Raw genomic sequence first — 16481 nt, forward strand, 5'->3', positions numbered from 1 at the left:
TGTATAGAGGAAATAGCTGCTTTTATGCATCTATTCGGATGAATTTCCTCTCGATAGCGACTTAAGCAAACAAATAATTGTATATACGCAGCTATTTACTACTTAAAAGAGCATTTTACGAGAATAGTTGTATTTCTACAGTTATTTGTGAAGTGCAGGTATGGAACTGTCTGAGCACTAGATTCAAAGTGTTTACAGCCTACCCCCGTTCCGCATGAGGTGCGAATTCTTCGACAACGGCTTCAGCATCTAGCTTGGACCTCCCCATAAGCAGGGATGCCGCACAAGCCAGAAGAACAGGGATCATTGCCCACACAAAGGTATGCGTAATGGAAGAGGACAAAGCCTCGGAGATAGAGCGAAGGGCCTCCGCTGGTATCCGTGATCTATTCTGTTCTGATAGAAGCATATGCAGATCATCCATTCGCAAAGATTTCGAAAGTGCGCCATCTCCACTGAAAATCTGATTCATCTGCTGCGAGAAGGTATGATTTTGAATCATCCCGAACATCGTAATGCCTAGGGTCATACCGAGCGAACGCAGGAAATTGAAGGTTGAACTGGCTGTTCCACGCTGCCGATAAGTTAGTCCATGAATACAAGCATTGCTGAGCACCGAGAACGAAGCTCCGATCCCAAGCCCCACCAAGATCATGTACAGCGTTAGCTCCAACCGAGTAGACTCCGGACTTAGCGTTGTTAGTAAAAATACGCCGCATAGCAACAGAAGTAGCGTGCTAAACATGATCGACCGATACGAAAAGCGGATCATTAATTGACCGCCCACTGTAGCCGTCAATACTGAACCAACCATCATCGGCAAGAGCACCATGCCGGAATTCGTCGCCGTGCCTCCCATGACGCCTTGGACATAAATCGGTATATACACCGATGCTGTGATAAAGGCAGCCCCACTAAAAAATCCGCACACTACACTAGATGTGTAGATCCGATTTTTAAATAAAGCAAACGTAATAATCGGCTCTTTCGCCTTCGTCTCACAATATAGAAATACAGTTGTAAGTAGTAAAAAGCCACCGAGCAGGCTTAATATCTCAATAGAATCCCAGGCCAACTGTTTTCCGCCCAATTCAAGTGCGAACATTAGACATACAACTGCCCCAAGCAGAGTAATAGCTCCTGTCCAGTCAATCGGCTGCTTGGAATGCTCATGCGATTCCTTGTAGAACATCATGACCATGAGCAACGCGGCCAGACCTAACGGCAAATTGATGTAGAAAATCCACTGCCAAGCAATATAGTCGGTAATGTAGGCGCCGAGCAGCGGACCAAAAATACTGGAAATCCCGAATACCGCTCCAAAGAGACCGCCCAGCTTGCCGCGCTTCTCCAACGGAACTGTATCAAACATGATCGTAAACGCAATCGGAATCAGCGCTCCTCCGCCGATACCTTGAATGGCCCGGTATATAGCCAACTGTGTAATGGATTGAGCCGTACCACACAGCGCTGAACCGATCATGAACAGGATGATCCCGAGCATAAAAAATCTTTTTCTCCCGTACATGTCCGACAGCTTGCCAAAAATCGGCATACCCGCCATTTCCGCGACCATGTAGGCGGAGGTCACCCAGACGAACTTGTCCATCCCCCCGATCTCGCCAACGATATTCCCCATCGCTGTCGCTACAATTGAATTGTCCATCGACGCCATCAGGATACCTAGCAGCAATGCTGCGATTACTAACGTCATCCGACCTTCTTGATGATGCTTCATTGAACTGACCACTCCATTTCTTATTTCTCTCACTCTCAGACCTTGGTTTGGTTCTCTGAGGTTCTACGCTGTTATCATAAAAAAAGAAGTATGACAACAGATTGTCATACTTCTCGATAGTTATCGATCATTTTTTGCAAGGTGGTCTGGACTGCGTCTCTTACTTCTAGCGGCTCCAACACAATGACTCCATCACCAAAGCTAAGCAAAATCGGCAATAGCCATTTCGTCAGATCTCTGTTCCTCTGCTCGAACAAAAGTTCCAGAGAACCGTCTTCATTGAAATGTTTATCCGCTCCCATAAAGAAATCAAGCGCCCGCGCCATGCATGCCGGCGTGAATCGGAGCCTGACATCAAGCGCATCTTGTTCTACACCTGCAAAGGGCGGATGGCTGCGTAGCCCGCGAGGATTCGCCGGTTTCGGCGCATGCTTGCGAGCTTGGAAATGCTCCCCGCTAACGACCAGTGACAAGATCCGCGGCAGCTTGAATTCTCGATATCCGTTCCGTATTCTACAGAAAGCATATAGATACCACGAATCATAGACATACCCCAGATGCAAAGGCTCAACCGTCCGCTTGATCCGCTCCCCCTTGGCGCTCACATACTCAAATTGAATGACCCGTTGTTCGTGAATGGCCTCCCTGATCTCGCGCAAAGTCTCGTTATAAGGTCTCCAGCTGCCAATATCCACCGACAGGCTAGGTTTGCCCGTCTGATAGACCGACTGCAGCTTGTGAATCGTCTCCTCAGCTTTATCATCCTCGAAAATAGCAGACATGCTACGCAGCAGCGTCACGATAGAATTCACGTCATGGGTACCAAGCAAACTGCGGTCCATCTTATACTCTTCCATAATGCCGTAACCGCCGTTAACGCCTTGATAGGATATCACCGGGATGCCCGCTGCACAGAGCGTCTCAATATCTCGATAAATGGTCCGCTGGGACACATTATACTTCTCTGCGAGTGCCGAAGCTGATACAATCTCATGATTCAGCAGCATATAGACCATGGAAATAAGCCTTTCCAGTTTCATATCCTATCTCCTTATTACGAATTTCACTTCTAGCCTTCCCGGTTGTGATGAAGCTTAAGTCCAGTCCTTAGCCCTTCAACATCCAGCCCATCAACAGCAAAAGCTTGACGCACCAACTCCGGTGCGATGAACTCGTCATATTTGCCCAAATAAGGCGCTTCATCAGGTCCAAGCAACATGGACGGATCTGTGCAAGAACCGCATTCGAGCATAATCTGATCCAATAGCGCCTGGCTGTCCGCTTTGCCAGCCACCACGAAATAATACGGCTCCATCGGCACGATGGAACGAAGCGACAGGCGCTGGGAGAGATTATTTTTGAGCAGCCGCTCCAGCGTGCGGAACTGTTTGCTACCAACCCACGGCAAAATGAACAACGAGTCGCCGCCAGCCGGAATGACCGCCGATCTCAGCAGTCCGCTCTCCTTCGCTAGACGACGAGCCCGTTCGAGCCGGTTGACGGCCTGCGGAGATAGATACGGATAAATCGTGCTATCCGCCAACACCTCACGCATTTTCCTTAGGACCAACGTATGAATGTCTCCGCCAGCCCCTAGCCACAACGTATCGACTTTGCCTAAAGCCTCTTTTACGTATACCGCCTTATGCTTGGTATCCACCTCGGTGACCTTCCACAGCTTGCCTGCCAATGAGAAGCAGTAACCAGGCGGCGGCACGGTCGTAATCGAACCAATTTCCTCTGTTCCGTTATATACGGCATGTTCTTCATCATCCTTGAACACGGCGTAGAAACGGAAGTTGTTCACGATCTTCTCACCCGTAAGGCCGATAATCAAAGTTTGCTGCTCGGTCCACTGAATGTGATCCGTCTGCAGCAAGTAATTCAGGAACACTTTGTACGTATCCGGGGAAATCCGACGAAAAGATGGCAGCGATAGCACATCGGATGCCAGCTCGGCAGGCGTCGCTTCGCCTCTACTCTTCAATATACTCATCGTCTGATGGTATAGAAGGCCGATCGGCATTTGCCGAATATCGAGCGGCTCCACCCAGCGGTCGCGGACGTACAGCTCGATGACAGCAATCGCCCGCAGCAGCATCCAGGGCATACGCGCCGGCAGCATCGCATCTTCGTCCTCTTCCTCTGGACAGACGAACAGCATCTCGGAGGCCGCATCTCCGCGCCTCCCAGATCGGCCTAGCCGCTGCACGAAGCTGGAGGCGCTATAAGGTGCGCCTAGTTGAACGACCCGTTCCAGCTCTCCCAAATCGATTCCCAGCTCCAGCGTCACGGTTGCAGCGGCAACAGCCGGGCCAGGCTTATCCTTCAGCGCGGCCTCCGCTTCTTCGCGCAGCATCGCAGAGATGCTGCCATGATGCACGTAGAACACATCCGGCTGATGGCGGTGCGCCGCAACTCTGCGAAGCTCCAGTGTCGTCAATTCCGCATCGGAACGGCTATTGGTGAATACTAACGCCTTCTTCAAATGTGTACTGTCATAGATGAAGTTGTAATAGGCCTTGCGGGCATTCTGCAAATGCTCGGCCTGCTCCTCGTCCCGCGCATCCGGGAACGAGAAATGCTCGACCCGCAGCCGCAGCTTGCGTCCACCAGGCACGGAGACAGCGTCAACCGGCTGCTTGCTTCCCGCACCAAGCCAGGCCTTCGCTGCTTCATAGTCACTTAGCGTTGCGGACAAGCCAACACGTCTTGGTGAGCAGCCCGCCATTCTCTCAATCCGTGTGATCTGGCTCAACACCTGGATGCCCCGATCCACGCCCATAAAGGCATGGACCTCGTCGATAATGATATATCTGAGATCATGGAACAAAGCGGGAATCGCATTGGGCCGATTCATCAGCAGCCCTTCCAGCGATTCCGGCGTGATCTGCAGTACACCCGAGGGGTTACGCATCAGCTTGCTCTTCTCTGTCTGCGAGACATCGCCATGCCAATGCCAGGCGGGAATATTGCCATCCCGAAGCAGCTCTTTGATCCGTTCGAACTGGTCATTGATTAGCGCCTTTAAAGGACCAATATACAAAATACCTACAGATGCGGATGGACGCTCATACAGCTCGGTCAAGGCCGGAAAAAAAGCCGCTTCCGTCTTCCCCGACGCCGTTCCCGCGGCAATCAGCATATGGTGTGACGTATCCATGCAAATTTTAAGCGCTTCAACCTGAGCCGGACGAAGCGTCTCCCATCTTTTTCGGTAAATAAATTCCTGAATAAATGGCGCCAAACGATAAAATAGCTGATTCTCCCCGCCGCTCATAATTCAAACTCCGCCAGAAAATCATCCAATTCGTCCTTCTGCTCCCCAGCACCCGCCGTATGTTCCGTCCTTCGCTCACCAAGCAGTTGGCTGAACGAAGCCTCTGGATTCTGATGCAAGGTATGCAGTAAATCCATGAAATCACGTACGACTTCACGCGGTGTTAGCAGCTCGTCCGCTCCCATTCTACCGACAGCCATCTTCATAAATTGAATTAAATCCGCATCTGTCAAGGTTGGAGTATAACCAAAATGCAAACCATGAATTTGCCGCAGCTTCTGCAGCAGAATCAAAATCTCTTCATGCGAGAGCATCTCCAACTTGAGAATTGGGCCAGTGTAGTTGCGGTAGCCAGCCCCCGCAAAGCGGCCTTCCACCAGACGGGAGCGCAGAGCCTCATAGCTGAATAGACCGCGCCGTTCATCCTCGACAAACTGAGGCGTACCGCCCAGAAAAATGCCAAGATGCTCTGCTTTGCCCTGCATCGTATCGTTAAACATGGTCAATAGCTTTTCATAGTTGCTCGAGCGAGCGATGCTGTTCGAAATTTTATATAAATTAACGCCCTCGTCGATAAATAGCAGCAGTCCTTGATATCCAATCGCCGCCACAAATTCCGACCACAGCTTGATATAGTCATACCAGTTGTCATCATCAATAATGGCACTCACATCCAGCTCTTTCCGCGCTTCGGTCTTGGTCGGGAACTCGCCGCGCAGCCAACGCAGCGCTGCCTGCTTCTGCCCGTCCTCCCCGAGCTTATGCCCGTTCCAATAGGCTGCCAATACGCGGGCGAAGTCAAAGCCGTGCACCAGGTTCTGCATTTGCGCCGTAACTGTGAAAATCCGCTGCTCCACGGCCTCGGTTAATGCCGAATCACCGGGGCGCAAGCCTTCGTCTTTCATGGCCTCCTGCTGAATCGTCGTAATCCACTTCTGCAGGACGGCCTCCAGCGCTCCACCGTCCGGTCGCGTACGCGTCGACAGATGCGTCATTAGTTCGCGGTAGGTGGCCAAGCCTTGCCCTTTCGTACCGACCAGACGGCGTTCGGGCGACAGATCGGCGTCAGCCGTCACGAAGTCGCGGTCGAGCGCATAATTGCGGATGGTTTGCAGTAGGAAGCTCTTACCGCTGCCATAACGCCCGGTGATCAATCTCATGGCTGCTCCGCCAGCGCCGATGTTGTCCATGTCGCGCAAAATAGCCTCGACCTCAGCCTTCCGCCCCACCGCGATATGCTCTAAGCCGATTCTCGGTACTACACCCGCAGTCAATGAATTAATCAGCGCGGTTGTCAGCCGCCTCGGTATTTTGATATCGGTCGTTTTTGATTCCGTCATTCCACTCCACCTCGTCCATTTCGCCCTAATAATGCAAAATAATCTATATAATCTTCGGCGATAGAATCACCCTCCACCACCAAATCTCCAATCGTCTCCATCGCTAGCTCGTTGATTTCATCGAGCAGCAGCGCTGGCATGGTTCCATATTTTTCGGCAATGTCGTTTAGCCGGCCGCTTGTTTCTTGTAACGCATATAAGGCTTCGAGATGGGCCTGTCTAAGCTGTCCCACAAACAGCAGCCAATCTTCATCCAAGCCGGAAGTATTCCAGACGATCTCCTGATCCGAGTCTGTATAGGATGGATCATCTTGCTCATCCACCTGTTCCTGCTCTAGCACTTCTTCCGCTTCTGACTCCATATCCTGCGCTACATCCTCCACTACCAGTTCATCCTCGACGGTCAGCATGCTTCGCACTTCTTCACTATCCTTCTGCAGCGTGGCTAGTCGTTCGGGATCAATAGAGATCACAGGACTGGTAGACTTGATTGCTTCTATATATTCCTTCTCCAGGAAACGCTCGATCAGCATCTGCGTCTCCTTCATGAGAGAAATACCTCGCAGACGCCCTTTGAAGTGCTGAAGCTCCCGCAGTTTATTTTCCGTACAACGGATCAATTGGGTGATGTAATAACGAAGCGGCGGGCATTTCCGCAATTGGAAAATACGAAGCGGCAGTGTGCGCCCATATAACTCTGCATCATAGACGGCATTGCGGAATAAATAACGCTCGATCGTCTTTCCATTACCTTTATAGAAGGTATCGATCAGATTTTTACCGGTTGTCTTCCGCATATAGGAATCAACCAGTGCGACCACCTTTGGCATATAATTCTCCATAAGTGCACGTCCTCCACTTATGTAAAACTTACTGCGCTGCAAGTCATAATCCGAGAAAGTTAATATGTGCTCCAACCGCAGCTTGGAAGGCTCATTCTCCAAAATTCTCTTTAATTCCAGATCGTACAGCTCCCCGGATTTCGCAATAGAGGATCGCATGACAATATCCATTAGTGGCAGGTTCAGCTTATGCAGCAGCACAAAATCACAGACCCATTCCGCTATATAGTTATTCAGCTTCGGATACATCGCTTGGTAAGCGCCCCATAATTCCATAAGCAGATTATAGCCTTGTTCCGGCTCCTTCCAGCCAACGCCCTGAATCAGTTCATATAGATAGACAAAAATATAGGAGAGGTCGGTAAATGGATACCGTCCCTGCCTTAACTCGCTGCGCCAGTAAAAATACCAGCTCTGCTGATCTTCATCCATCTGCTCGAAGGTAGGCCAATAGCTCATGAACGGAAGATAGAGCGACGGCTCTCCTTCCCGCTGCTCCCATTCCTTAGCTTGCTTCACGAATCTACGTTCTCTCGTAAGCTCTTGCACAGACAGAGAGGACCCTTGAACAGGTTGATCCTTCCGCTCAGGTATGATCATCTCCTGCAACGAGCCGCTCTGCTCTTGTGCTTCACTTATATCTATTTCTGCAAAGTTCAACGATTTGTTATATGAATTCATGGAACTCCCATCACCATTCATACCAATTTTGTCCTCGTCTCAAAACTCTCTGATATGATCATAACATTTTTATTGACGCTAGAACACACGTTCTATGAACTAGTATTAAAATTTTCTGGAAAATTAAAGCCCGCCAGAAGCTTATCAGCTTCCAAACGGGCTTACCACTTATTTATTCATCTACTGTTCTTCCATGCACCGTAATAACCTTATCCCAGCCGACATTATATCTCGAATGAATAGTTATGGCATCATCGACAAAATGAACCTCTAGTGTGACACAGAAAGGAGTCTCAATCGCCTGCAGCGTTAATACAAGCTCGTAATAAGATTTCCAAGTGAAGCTTCCAGCGATGCGAGTATCTTTACCCTCTATAGTTATCGTCGATTCAGTTAGCCAATGCTCCCGTCCCAATGTGAGGCTATCTTCACTTTCCAGCTTAAGATTCAGTCGTGCGGAATCTTTATCGAATTCGATACGCAGGTCCTTCAATGGGAACGGAGCTTGCTCCATCTGATCCTGTTCGATTTCGTATCTTTTTCCACTGACTTGAGCTTCCAGCATCGATTCGCTTCTGAGCTGTGGAACCTCAAGTTGCAACTTGGCAAGATATTCGCTCAGCGCGACCGAGCTCTCATCTGCCGCAACTGGATCAGGCAGGAAGCCTGGCAATAGATGATCCCAGACGCTGTTCAATATGACCTGCATGTCACCTGTCCCTGACGTGATAGCAATAACAGCATCCTGCTCTGGTATGACTATACAGAACTGTCCAAAGGCACCATCTCCGCGATAGATCCCATGACGGCAACGCCAGAATTGATACCCGTAGCCTTGCGCCCAGTCACTGTCACCGCCGTCGCCATTGGAGATTTGCTTACTGGTCGCCTCATTGATCCACTCCTCATCAATGATCCGTACACCGTTCCAGAGCCCCTTCTGCAAATATAATTGGCCGAACTTAGCGATATCTTCCGTCGTAACGTTCAGTCCATAACCACCCGTATTTATCCCGCGTGGGCAAATATCCCATGTCGGATCCTGAATCCCAAGCGGTTCGAACAACCGAGGGGTTAAGTAATCAATCAGACTTTGTCCCGATGCCTTCAGCAGAATTGCAGACAGCATATATGTAGCCCCGGTATTATACAGAAAATGAGTCCCCGGCTCATGCGGTACAGGCAGTTCAAGAAAAGCTCTGACCCAATTGCCATCCTCTGCTGCAATCAGAGCATCCATCGTATCTTGATCATGTCCTGTCCCCATCATTAGCAGATGGCGGATTTGCATCGCGGCGAGATGTTCAGAAACGTCCCCCGGCAGATCATCAGGGAAAAATGAAACAACCGCGTCATCCAATGTTATGATGCCTTCGTGAACAGCCATACCTATCGCCGTGGAGGTGAAGCTTTTACTTAATGAGAATAACATATGAGGCAGCTCTGGCGTATAGGGGCCCCACCAGCCTTCAGCGGCCACCTGGCCATGCCGCAGCAGCATGAAGCTGTGCAGTTCGCTCTTATGCAACCTCACATCATCCAGAAAAGCAATGATTTGCTGTGCCACTATTCCCACTTGTTCCGGCGTAGTCCTCGGTAATGATCTCTTCGTCATTTGCATCCGTTCGTCTCTCCTCTTGGGTGTGATTAGCCTAACCCATCAAATGTATGAACCTCATATAATACAGCCAATCATTACCATTATACCTTCTCTTCCTAATCTATCCTATTACAATTCACATCGTGTATTGGCTCCCGGTTCAGGAAAACTTCTATTGAACAGATGCTGCCTGTATAATAAACTGAGCTTAATATCATCGGCCCGAGATTTGATACTCGAAGACTGGGCATAGATATCAAACAGACCTCAAAAGGATAGGATAAAACTTATGAAATCTGCTTACACCGTGAAATCATTTAATTTTCTCTTCTTTGCTCTATTGTCCATGTTCATACCGTTCCTGCCTCTCTATTTCAGCGACCGAGGGCTGAGCGAGACGCAGATCGGCACCATTATCGGCATCGGCGGCTTCATCACCCTGATTGCCCAACCGCTATGGGGCATGATCAGCGACCGATTGCGCACCATCCGTAAAGTCCTGTTGCTGCTTGTAATCTGCTGTACGGTAACTGGCTATTCCCTATACAGTACAGATAACTACCCTCTGATCCTGTTATTCGTCATGCTGACCTATTTCTTTCTGATGCCGATCGATCCGCTGACGGAGAGCTTGAATTTCCGTGTAGCCGAATCCGAAGGAATAAGCTACGGTTCATTACGAACATATGGTGCATTAGGCTATGCGGTGATGTCGCTCGCTGCAGGATTCCTGATGACAGAATACGGTTCACGTAGTCTGGGCATCACCTTCGCAGCGCTTGGACTCATCAGCCTGGTTGTTGCCTTCTTGATGCCGGATGCTCCGGTGTCGGGCAAGCCGCTAACGATCAAAAGCCTGAAAAATTTTCTGAGCAACAAGGAGACGCTACTCTTCCTTATTCTCGTGTTTATAAGCTCCATCCCAGCTAGGATGAATGACACCTATCTGGGGCTGTACATTAAAGATCTAGGCGGAAAACCCGACCTGCTTGGACTGGCATGGTTCCTGGCGGCGGGAAGCGAAATTCTGGTATTCTCGTTAAGCTTCTGGTGGCTGCGCAAGAATAAGGAACTGGCCCTCATCGCTTTTGCCGGGGCGTTCTATTTCATTCGCTTCTTCATCTCCGCCTGGATCAAGGACCCGAACTGGCTCGCGTATATTCAGCTTCTGCAGATATTCACGTTCCCTATATTCTACACCGCCGCGATTCAATATCTATACAGAATCGTGCCTGTAGAGTGGAGGGCAACAGGCCAGACCGTACTGGCACTGCTCTTCTTTGGTGTATCCGGCATTATTGCCTCCTTCGCGGGTGGGGCGCTATACCAAGCTCTTGGCGGTCATACGATGTACCTGACGATTTCCGCGCTGTCGCTAATCGGAATGCTGTTCGGTCTCGTACTCTACCGCAAATACGGCCGAAATAAATCTGAAGAAGCATCTTCATAAACAATAAAGCTACAAAAAAGAGACTAAAAAGACGGGTACTCCCGGTGCATCCGGCAAGTACCCGTCTTTTTATGCTTTACAGTCCTTTCGATAACATCGCCTAATGGAACTCTACATCGACCTTTTTCCGATGATCGCCATCAATCTTGTGCATCCGCACTTCCAATACTCCGTTCTTGTAGGTGGCTTTGACATTCTCAGGGGCTACATTAGCCGGCAGTGTAACCAGACGGTGGAACCGTCCGGAATAACGTTCTCGCCGATGCATATGCTCCTCCTTGACTTCATTCGTCTTGTTCACAGACCCGCTAATGGATAGAACATTCCGATCCACTTCAATCATTACATCTTCTTTCTTCTCCAATCCGGGAATGTCGCAAGCGGCAATGACTTCATCGTCTTTCTCGTAGACATCCACATTCATCTGGCCAAAATGCTGTGGCATCCCCTTCATAGATGGGAAATCGTGGGTGAAGAATTGATCCATCTCGCGGCGTATGTTATCCAAATGGCGGAACGGTTCATATGGCACTAATGGCATCAGATATTTCCTCCTTGGTCTAATTCGGCATTTTCGCCATTATTGTTGCCGAAGTCCCGTAAAATATCCACAAATAGACACCAGTGATTTGAACTCCACTTGGCTGATAAAGGCTAGAGTTTGCGGTATTTTTTCAAAGCTATAATATTTAAAACAATAAACAGAGCCGCGAACAGCACCAGTACCGCTAAATCCACTGCAATGTCTGCGAACCCCAAACCTTTGTACATCACACTCTTCAGGGCGTCAGCTCCGTAATACAGTGGCATAATTCTAGCGAGCACCTGTACCCAGGCATCCATATGCTCCAACGGAAAAATACCAGCAAAGAAGATCTGCGGAATGATGACGAGCGGGATGAACTGTACCATTTGGAACTCCGAGGCAGCGAAGGTGGACAACAGAATTCCCAGCGACAATGCTACAAAGGCCAGCAGCAGGTTGGTCAACAGTACATACCAGATCGATCCGGCCATATTCATGCCAAGAACCATCGTTGAGTATAGAACGACAATCACCGTTTGGGCAAAAGCGAAGATCCCGTAACCTGCCAAATAGCCGGTAATTACTTCTCCCCTTCGTACTGGAGTAGACATTAATCGCTCCAAAGTTCCTGTCGTTCGTTCCCGCAGGAGGCCGATCCCAGAAATCAAGAACACGAAGAAGAAGACAAAAAATCCAATCAGAATGGGACTTAGTGTATCAAAAAAGGTCGTATCTGCGCTGCCGTATACATACTCTATGGTGAGTTCCGGCTTAGCTGCTGGAGCTCCTCCGCCTTGCTGAGCCGCTGCGGTAAGAGCTTCAGTCACCTGGCCGATCTTCATTTGTAACGCTTTAGATTGGGATGGATCGCTATTTCCGAGAATAAGATGAATCCGTCCATTTTGAATTTCAAGGATCGCATCCAGCTTATCTCGGACTAAGGTATCCCGATCCGCTGTATCATAGGTCGTTATCTCAAGTCCCTGCTGCTCCAGAACCGTAGTCCATTGTGAAGGAAGACCGACCGCGCCAATGCTTGCATCAGCGGCATTACCCGTGTGATTGAATAAATAATGCATTAGCGACAGGACGAGCAGTGGTGCCAAGAACAGCAAGGCCAACGTCCGCTTATCCCGCAGCATCTGTTCGCAAATTCTTCTGATCAGCGCCTTGATTCTCATACTGTACCGCCCCCTGCTCGCAAGAATACTTCCTCTAAGTTTGCCACATCATACTGCTGCTTGAGTTGCTCTGGCGTACCGTTAGCCAGTATGGTTCCTTCGCGGACCATCGCCAGCTGATCACACTTATCCGCTTCATCCATCACATGTGTCGTCACAATGATCGTCTTGTGTTCAGAAGTCTTCAGGCGGACAAGCTCCTTCCAGATCGACTGCCTCAGCTCCGGATCAATACCAACCGTTGGTTCATCCAGGATCAGCACGGAAGGATCATGCAGTAATGCAATCGCCAACGATAATCTGCGTTTCATTCCTCCGGAATAGACGGCCACTTTGCTCCCTAATTCATCCGTGAGACCCACCAGATCCGCTGCATAGGCGATTCGCTGCTTCTGTTCAGCCCGAGTCATTTTGAACATAGAGGCAAAGAACCTCAGATTCTCCTCCGCTGTAAGTTCACCATATAAAGCATCCGATTGTGCCATATAACCGATCTGCTGAAGCATTGAGAGACTAGGCATGCTCGTCTCCAGCACTCGAACTTCTCCTTCATCCGGTAGTTCCATACCGACCATCATTTTAACAAGCGTCGTCTTGCCTGCGCCTGAAGGGCCGATCAGCCCGTATATTTGCCCCTTTTCCATCTGAAGATCCACTTTGTTCAGCACGGTCTTTGAGCCGAAGCTCTTGCTGACCTGCTGTACTTTGACGGTAGCCTCCATCTTTTCCGCCTCCCAAATAAATGAACACTGCGTTGATTATCTTCTGCGATTTAATTATAATCAATGCATATTTCAACTACAATAAACAGAATTACCGGAAGTGATCATTATCCGGCAGCTTTAGAATAAATGTTGATTGGAACTGGAGGAATGAATCATGGAATCATCAAGAGACCGACGGGTTCTCCGTACAAAAGCCATCATTCGCTCAGCATTCACTGATCTAATCGAAGAAAAAGGCTTCGATGCGCTGACAGTTAAGGATATTACAACAAGGGCGGAGATTAATCGTGGGACCTTCTATCTGCATTACCGCGATAAATATGATCTTCTGGAGCAAAGCGAGCAAGAACTGATCCAGGGCCTGATCGGGATCCTAAGCACGATGAAGCCTGTCGTTCTGAATGATCTAGTAGATATCGAGCAAATTCTGCCGCAAATTGTGAGAGTATTTGAGTATTTGGGCGAACATGCCGACTTCCTGAAGACGATTCTCGGTCCCAAGGGAGACCCTTCCTTTCATGCACTGCTTAGAAAAATGATGTCCGAGCATTTATTTGAGAAAAATGTGGTTCCGTTCATCCGTAAAGAAAATGCGCTGGTACCGACGAATTATCTGGTCTCTTATATTGCCTCGGCACACTTCGGCATTATTCAGGAATGGTTGATGCAAGGGCGCCAGGAGTCGCCGCAGGAAATCGCATCAATTATGTTCAAGCTGTCCGCTCGCGGCCCTCTATATGCAGCAGGTGTGATCAAAGATTCCAAGCAAGTTACTGATCGGAGGTAAGTCGCGATGAATAAGCAGAAGCTGATCCGAAAATTTGATAAACAGTCGGCATTATATGAGGAAAATACGCGTAAACGGATGCTAAAAGAGTGGCGGCAGCATCTTATTGAGGGTATCTATGGAGACGTGCTGGAGATCGCCGTCGGTACAGGGGCTAACTTTCCGTATTATGATATGACTAGCGTTCGTCTAACCGCGGCGGACTTCAGCCCAATGATGCTTAAGCGTGCAGCCGGAATCGCAGATGAGCTGCAAATGCAGGTTAATTTTATCGAGAGCGATATAGAAAAATTGCAGCTTCCTGGGCAATCCTTCGATGGCATTGTATCTACCCTCTCCTTATGCGGCTATGACGATCCGGTACAGGTTCTCCGCAATATTAAGCGATGGTGCCGGCCTGGCGGGCAGATCCGCCTGATGGAACATGGGCTTGGAAGCAATATCTTGTTGCAATCGGCCCAGCACGTTGTCAATCCAATCGCCCGCAAAATATCCGGCTGCCACTGGAACCGTGACATCGTTCAGATGGTCAAAGATTCTAGCCTACAAATCGAACGAATGGAGCGGCATTGGGGCGGTATGATTCATCTGATTTGGGCGCGAACTTGATGAAGCTATTAATGAATGTAAGGGAGACGAGCTAACTTGGAAATCACAACAGAAAGATTAATAATTAGACCTTTTAAGAGTACTGATTTACAGGATGTATTTGCTATTTATAATAATGATGATACATGTAAGTTCCTATTACATAATAAGTGGACTCATGAAGATATGCATAAAAGATTTAATAAGAAGCTAGCAAACAATGTACTCACTAAAGAATCAATATTAAGCTTGGCAGTTATATACAAGACTAAAGTAGTGGGTGATCTATCCGTATGGTACACAGATATGAAAGACACTGTTGAGATTGGTTATAGTTTTTCAAATGGAGTAGCTGGGAGAGGTTTGGCTACAGAAGCAGTAAGTAGTTTGGTATTTAAATTATTTGATGAATTTAATGTACATCGTATACAAGCTAATCTTGATGCACGTAATACAGCTTCACAAAAATTGTGTGAACGAATAGGCATGAGAAAGGAAGCCCATTTTATACAAGATTTTTGGAATAAAAATGAATGGACAGATAGTATTGTATATGGTATGTTACCCTCCGATTTGTAGTAATGGACTTAGTGATTTTATTATGCTAACGGGTGCGTTAGTTGAATAACAAAGGGCATAACATATTAGGTATATCTAATATGTTATGCCCTTTAATTTACTAACCTTTTTTTAATTTAGGTATTGATAAGCTTACAGACCTGAGCCTTTTGATTATTTTACTTTACAAAACGCCCGATAAAGCGGGCCACTACCATCTCATATTGCTCCTGATTCACGCGGTATGCTTCGGCATGTCCCGCTCCCGGAACGATGTACAGCTCTTTCTCCACCGGACTGTTCTCATAAACGGTATGTACCATCTCGGTTGGAACAAACATGTCATTATCGCCATGAATGAACAGCGTTGGGGTCTGCGAATTCCTTACTTGCTTCAAGGCTGACGCCTCTCCGAAGAAGTATCCGGCCCGCAGCTTCGTTAACAGACTTGTGGCGTGCAGTATTGGAAATGCTGGCAGATGATACATCCGCTTCAATTGGAAAGATAGCTCGTCCTTCACCGACGTATAACCGCAATCCTCCACAACCGCCTTCACATTAGCGGGCAGCTTCTCCCCGCTCGTCATCATCACTGTAGCTCCGCCCATCGATACACCATGCAAGACGATCTGAGTATCCGCTCCATTTACGTCGATAGCACGCTGAATCCATTTCAGATAATCCTTGCGCTCCGGCCAGCCAAAGCCGATATAATGGCCTCCGCTCTGCCCATGCGCTCTGCCATCCGGAAGCAGGATATTATAACCTAGCCGCTCATAGTACAGCTTAGCGAAGCCGCTCATCTCCATAGCACTGCCAGAATAGCCATGCGCGATGATCGCCGTCTTGCCTGAATGCTCGCGGGCTGCCAAATAATAAGCATGTAGGTGAATCCCGTCGTTCGAATCCATTTCCCAGACCTCAAAGCTCTGATTCTTCCACCATTCCCGGTCCTCATTCAGGAACTCGTTGGCGGCTTCTGATAGAACACTCGGCTGCAAGTCCGGACTATCGTTCATGAATTCCTTCGTCGTCCGCGCAATTGCAACACGATAGAAATAGAAGCTTGTGATAGTAAATAGGATCAATAATAGTACAATTATGGCTATAATTACGATAGTCATCCTGTCTTTGAATCGCTCCCTAATTTAAGTAATACGACGAATATGGTCTTCATCGTGGCAA

General features: G+C 48.5%; 14 protein-coding genes. 4 read left to right on the forward strand and 10 right to left on the reverse strand.

Annotated features, from left to right (window positions below; genetic code table 11):
- Nucleotides 1–199 precede the first annotated feature (199 nt).
- The 6 genes from EI981_RS15740 to EI981_RS15765 form a co-directional block, all read right to left on the reverse strand.
- Complete coding sequence (locus EI981_RS15740; RefSeq protein WP_126999697.1) at nt 200–1738, reverse strand: MDR family MFS transporter; 1539 nt, start codon at nt 1736–1738, stop codon at nt 200–202.
- A 104-nt stretch (nt 1739–1842) separates the two neighbouring features.
- Nucleotides 1843–2778, reverse strand: a complete 936-nt coding sequence (locus EI981_RS15745) for a helix-turn-helix transcriptional regulator (RefSeq protein ID WP_126999699.1) — start codon at nt 2776–2778, stop codon at nt 1843–1845.
- Between the two features lie 29 nt (nt 2779–2807).
- A complete protein-coding gene (locus EI981_RS15750) occupies nt 2808–5018 on the reverse strand; it encodes a DEAD/DEAH box helicase (protein ID WP_126999701.1) in 2211 nt (736 codons plus the stop codon).
- Complete coding sequence (locus EI981_RS15755; RefSeq protein ID WP_126999703.1) at nt 5015–6358, reverse strand: ATP-binding protein; 1344 nt, start codon at nt 6356–6358, stop codon at nt 5015–5017. Before EI981_RS15755 ends, EI981_RS15750 begins: the two co-directional genes overlap by 4 nt.
- Complete coding sequence (locus EI981_RS15760; protein ID WP_162616193.1) at nt 6355–7881, reverse strand: TerB N-terminal domain-containing protein; 1527 nt, start codon at nt 7879–7881, stop codon at nt 6355–6357. Before EI981_RS15760 ends, EI981_RS15755 begins: the two co-directional genes overlap by 4 nt.
- A 172-nt stretch (nt 7882–8053) precedes the next feature.
- Nucleotides 8054–9502 (reverse strand): serine hydrolase domain-containing protein, encoded by a 1449-nt coding sequence (locus tag EI981_RS15765; protein WP_126999707.1) that lies wholly within the window; start codon nt 9500–9502, stop codon nt 8054–8056.
- Nucleotides 9503–9770: 268 nt separating this feature from the next.
- On the opposite strand from EI981_RS15765, the gene EI981_RS15770 reads away from it, so the two are divergent.
- Entirely contained in the window at nt 9771–10931 is a 1161-nt protein-coding gene (locus tag EI981_RS15770; protein WP_126999709.1) for an MFS transporter, read from the forward strand.
- Nucleotides 10932–11031: 100 nt separating this feature from the next.
- Here EI981_RS15770 and EI981_RS15775 read toward each other — a convergent pair whose 3' ends face one another.
- The 3 genes from EI981_RS15775 to EI981_RS15785 all read right to left on the reverse strand — a co-directional run bounded on the left by EI981_RS15775 (nt 11032) and on the right by EI981_RS15785 (nt 13360).
- Nucleotides 11032–11472, reverse strand: a complete 441-nt coding sequence (locus tag EI981_RS15775; protein WP_126999711.1) for an Hsp20/alpha crystallin family protein — start codon at nt 11470–11472, stop codon at nt 11032–11034.
- Between the two features lie 113 nt (nt 11473–11585).
- Entirely contained in the window at nt 11586–12638 is a 1053-nt protein-coding gene (locus EI981_RS15780; RefSeq protein ID WP_126999713.1) for an ABC transporter permease, read from the reverse strand.
- Nucleotides 12635–13360 carry an ABC transporter ATP-binding protein gene (locus EI981_RS15785; protein WP_126999715.1) on the reverse strand — a complete coding sequence of 242 codons (726 nt, stop codon included), beginning with the start codon at nt 13358–13360 and terminating at the stop codon, nt 12635–12637. Before EI981_RS15785 ends, EI981_RS15780 begins: the two co-directional genes overlap by 4 nt.
- 154 nt (nt 13361–13514) lie before the next feature.
- Between EI981_RS15785 and EI981_RS15790 the strand changes: the two genes are divergently transcribed.
- Genes EI981_RS15790 through EI981_RS15800 form a run of 3 tightly spaced genes read left to right on the forward strand, consistent with a single transcriptional unit; the run spans nt 13515 to nt 15317 of the window.
- Nucleotides 13515–14150 (forward strand): TetR/AcrR family transcriptional regulator, encoded by a 636-nt coding sequence (locus tag EI981_RS15790; RefSeq protein ID WP_193556497.1) that lies wholly within the window; start codon nt 13515–13517, stop codon nt 14148–14150.
- A 6-nt stretch (nt 14151–14156) separates the two neighbouring features.
- A complete protein-coding gene (locus EI981_RS15795; RefSeq protein WP_126999719.1) occupies nt 14157–14759 on the forward strand; it encodes a class I SAM-dependent methyltransferase in 603 nt (200 codons plus the stop codon).
- 36 nt (nt 14760–14795) lie between these two features.
- Nucleotides 14796–15317, forward strand: coding sequence for a GNAT family N-acetyltransferase (locus EI981_RS15800; protein WP_126999721.1), 522 nt, complete (start codon nt 14796–14798; stop codon nt 15315–15317).
- 158 nt (nt 15318–15475) lie between these two features.
- On the opposite strand, the gene EI981_RS15805 is transcribed toward EI981_RS15800, so the two are convergent.
- Nucleotides 15476–16420 (reverse strand): alpha/beta hydrolase, encoded by a 945-nt coding sequence (locus EI981_RS15805; RefSeq protein ID WP_126999723.1) that lies wholly within the window; start codon nt 16418–16420, stop codon nt 15476–15478.
- Between the last annotated feature and the right edge of the window lie 61 nt (nt 16421–16481).

This window comes from Paenibacillus lutimineralis, from assembly GCF_003991425.1.
Lineage (GTDB): Bacteria > Bacillota > Bacilli > Paenibacillales > Paenibacillaceae > Fontibacillus > Fontibacillus lutimineralis.

Excerpts from the sequence above, each read along its gene's own strand:
- EI981_RS15805 (WP_126999723.1), bottom strand. The coding sequence starts at position 16,420 with ATGACTATCGTAATTATAGCCATAATTGTACTATTATTGATCCTATTT.
- EI981_RS15785 (WP_126999715.1), bottom strand. The coding sequence starts at position 13,360 with ATGGAGGCTACCGTCAAAGTACAGCAGGTCAGCAAGAGCTTCGGCTCA.
- EI981_RS15740 (WP_126999697.1), bottom strand. The coding sequence starts at position 1,738 with ATGAAGCATCATCAAGAAGGTCGGATGACGTTAGTAATCGCAGCATTG.
- EI981_RS15745 (WP_126999699.1), bottom strand. The coding sequence starts at position 2,778 with ATGAAACTGGAAAGGCTTATTTCCATGGTCTATATGCTGCTGAATCAT.
- EI981_RS15795 (WP_126999719.1), top strand. The coding sequence starts at position 14,157 with ATGAATAAGCAGAAGCTGATCCGAAAATTTGATAAACAGTCGGCATTA.
- EI981_RS15760 (WP_162616193.1), bottom strand. The coding sequence starts at position 7,881 with ATGAATTCATATAACAAATCGTTGAACTTTGCAGAAATAGATATAAGT.
- EI981_RS15750 (WP_126999701.1), bottom strand. The coding sequence starts at position 5,018 with ATGAGCGGCGGGGAGAATCAGCTATTTTATCGTTTGGCGCCATTTATT.
- EI981_RS15765 (WP_126999707.1), bottom strand. The coding sequence starts at position 9,502 with ATGCAAATGACGAAGAGATCATTACCGAGGACTACGCCGGAACAAGTG.
- EI981_RS15780 (WP_126999713.1), bottom strand. The coding sequence starts at position 12,638 with ATGAGAATCAAGGCGCTGATCAGAAGAATTTGCGAACAGATGCTGCGG.
- EI981_RS15755 (WP_126999703.1), bottom strand. The coding sequence starts at position 6,358 with ATGACGGAATCAAAAACGACCGATATCAAAATACCGAGGCGGCTGACA.
- EI981_RS15775 (WP_126999711.1), bottom strand. The coding sequence starts at position 11,472 with ATGCCATTAGTGCCATATGAACCGTTCCGCCATTTGGATAACATACGC.
- EI981_RS15770 (WP_126999709.1), top strand. The coding sequence starts at position 9,771 with ATGAAATCTGCTTACACCGTGAAATCATTTAATTTTCTCTTCTTTGCT.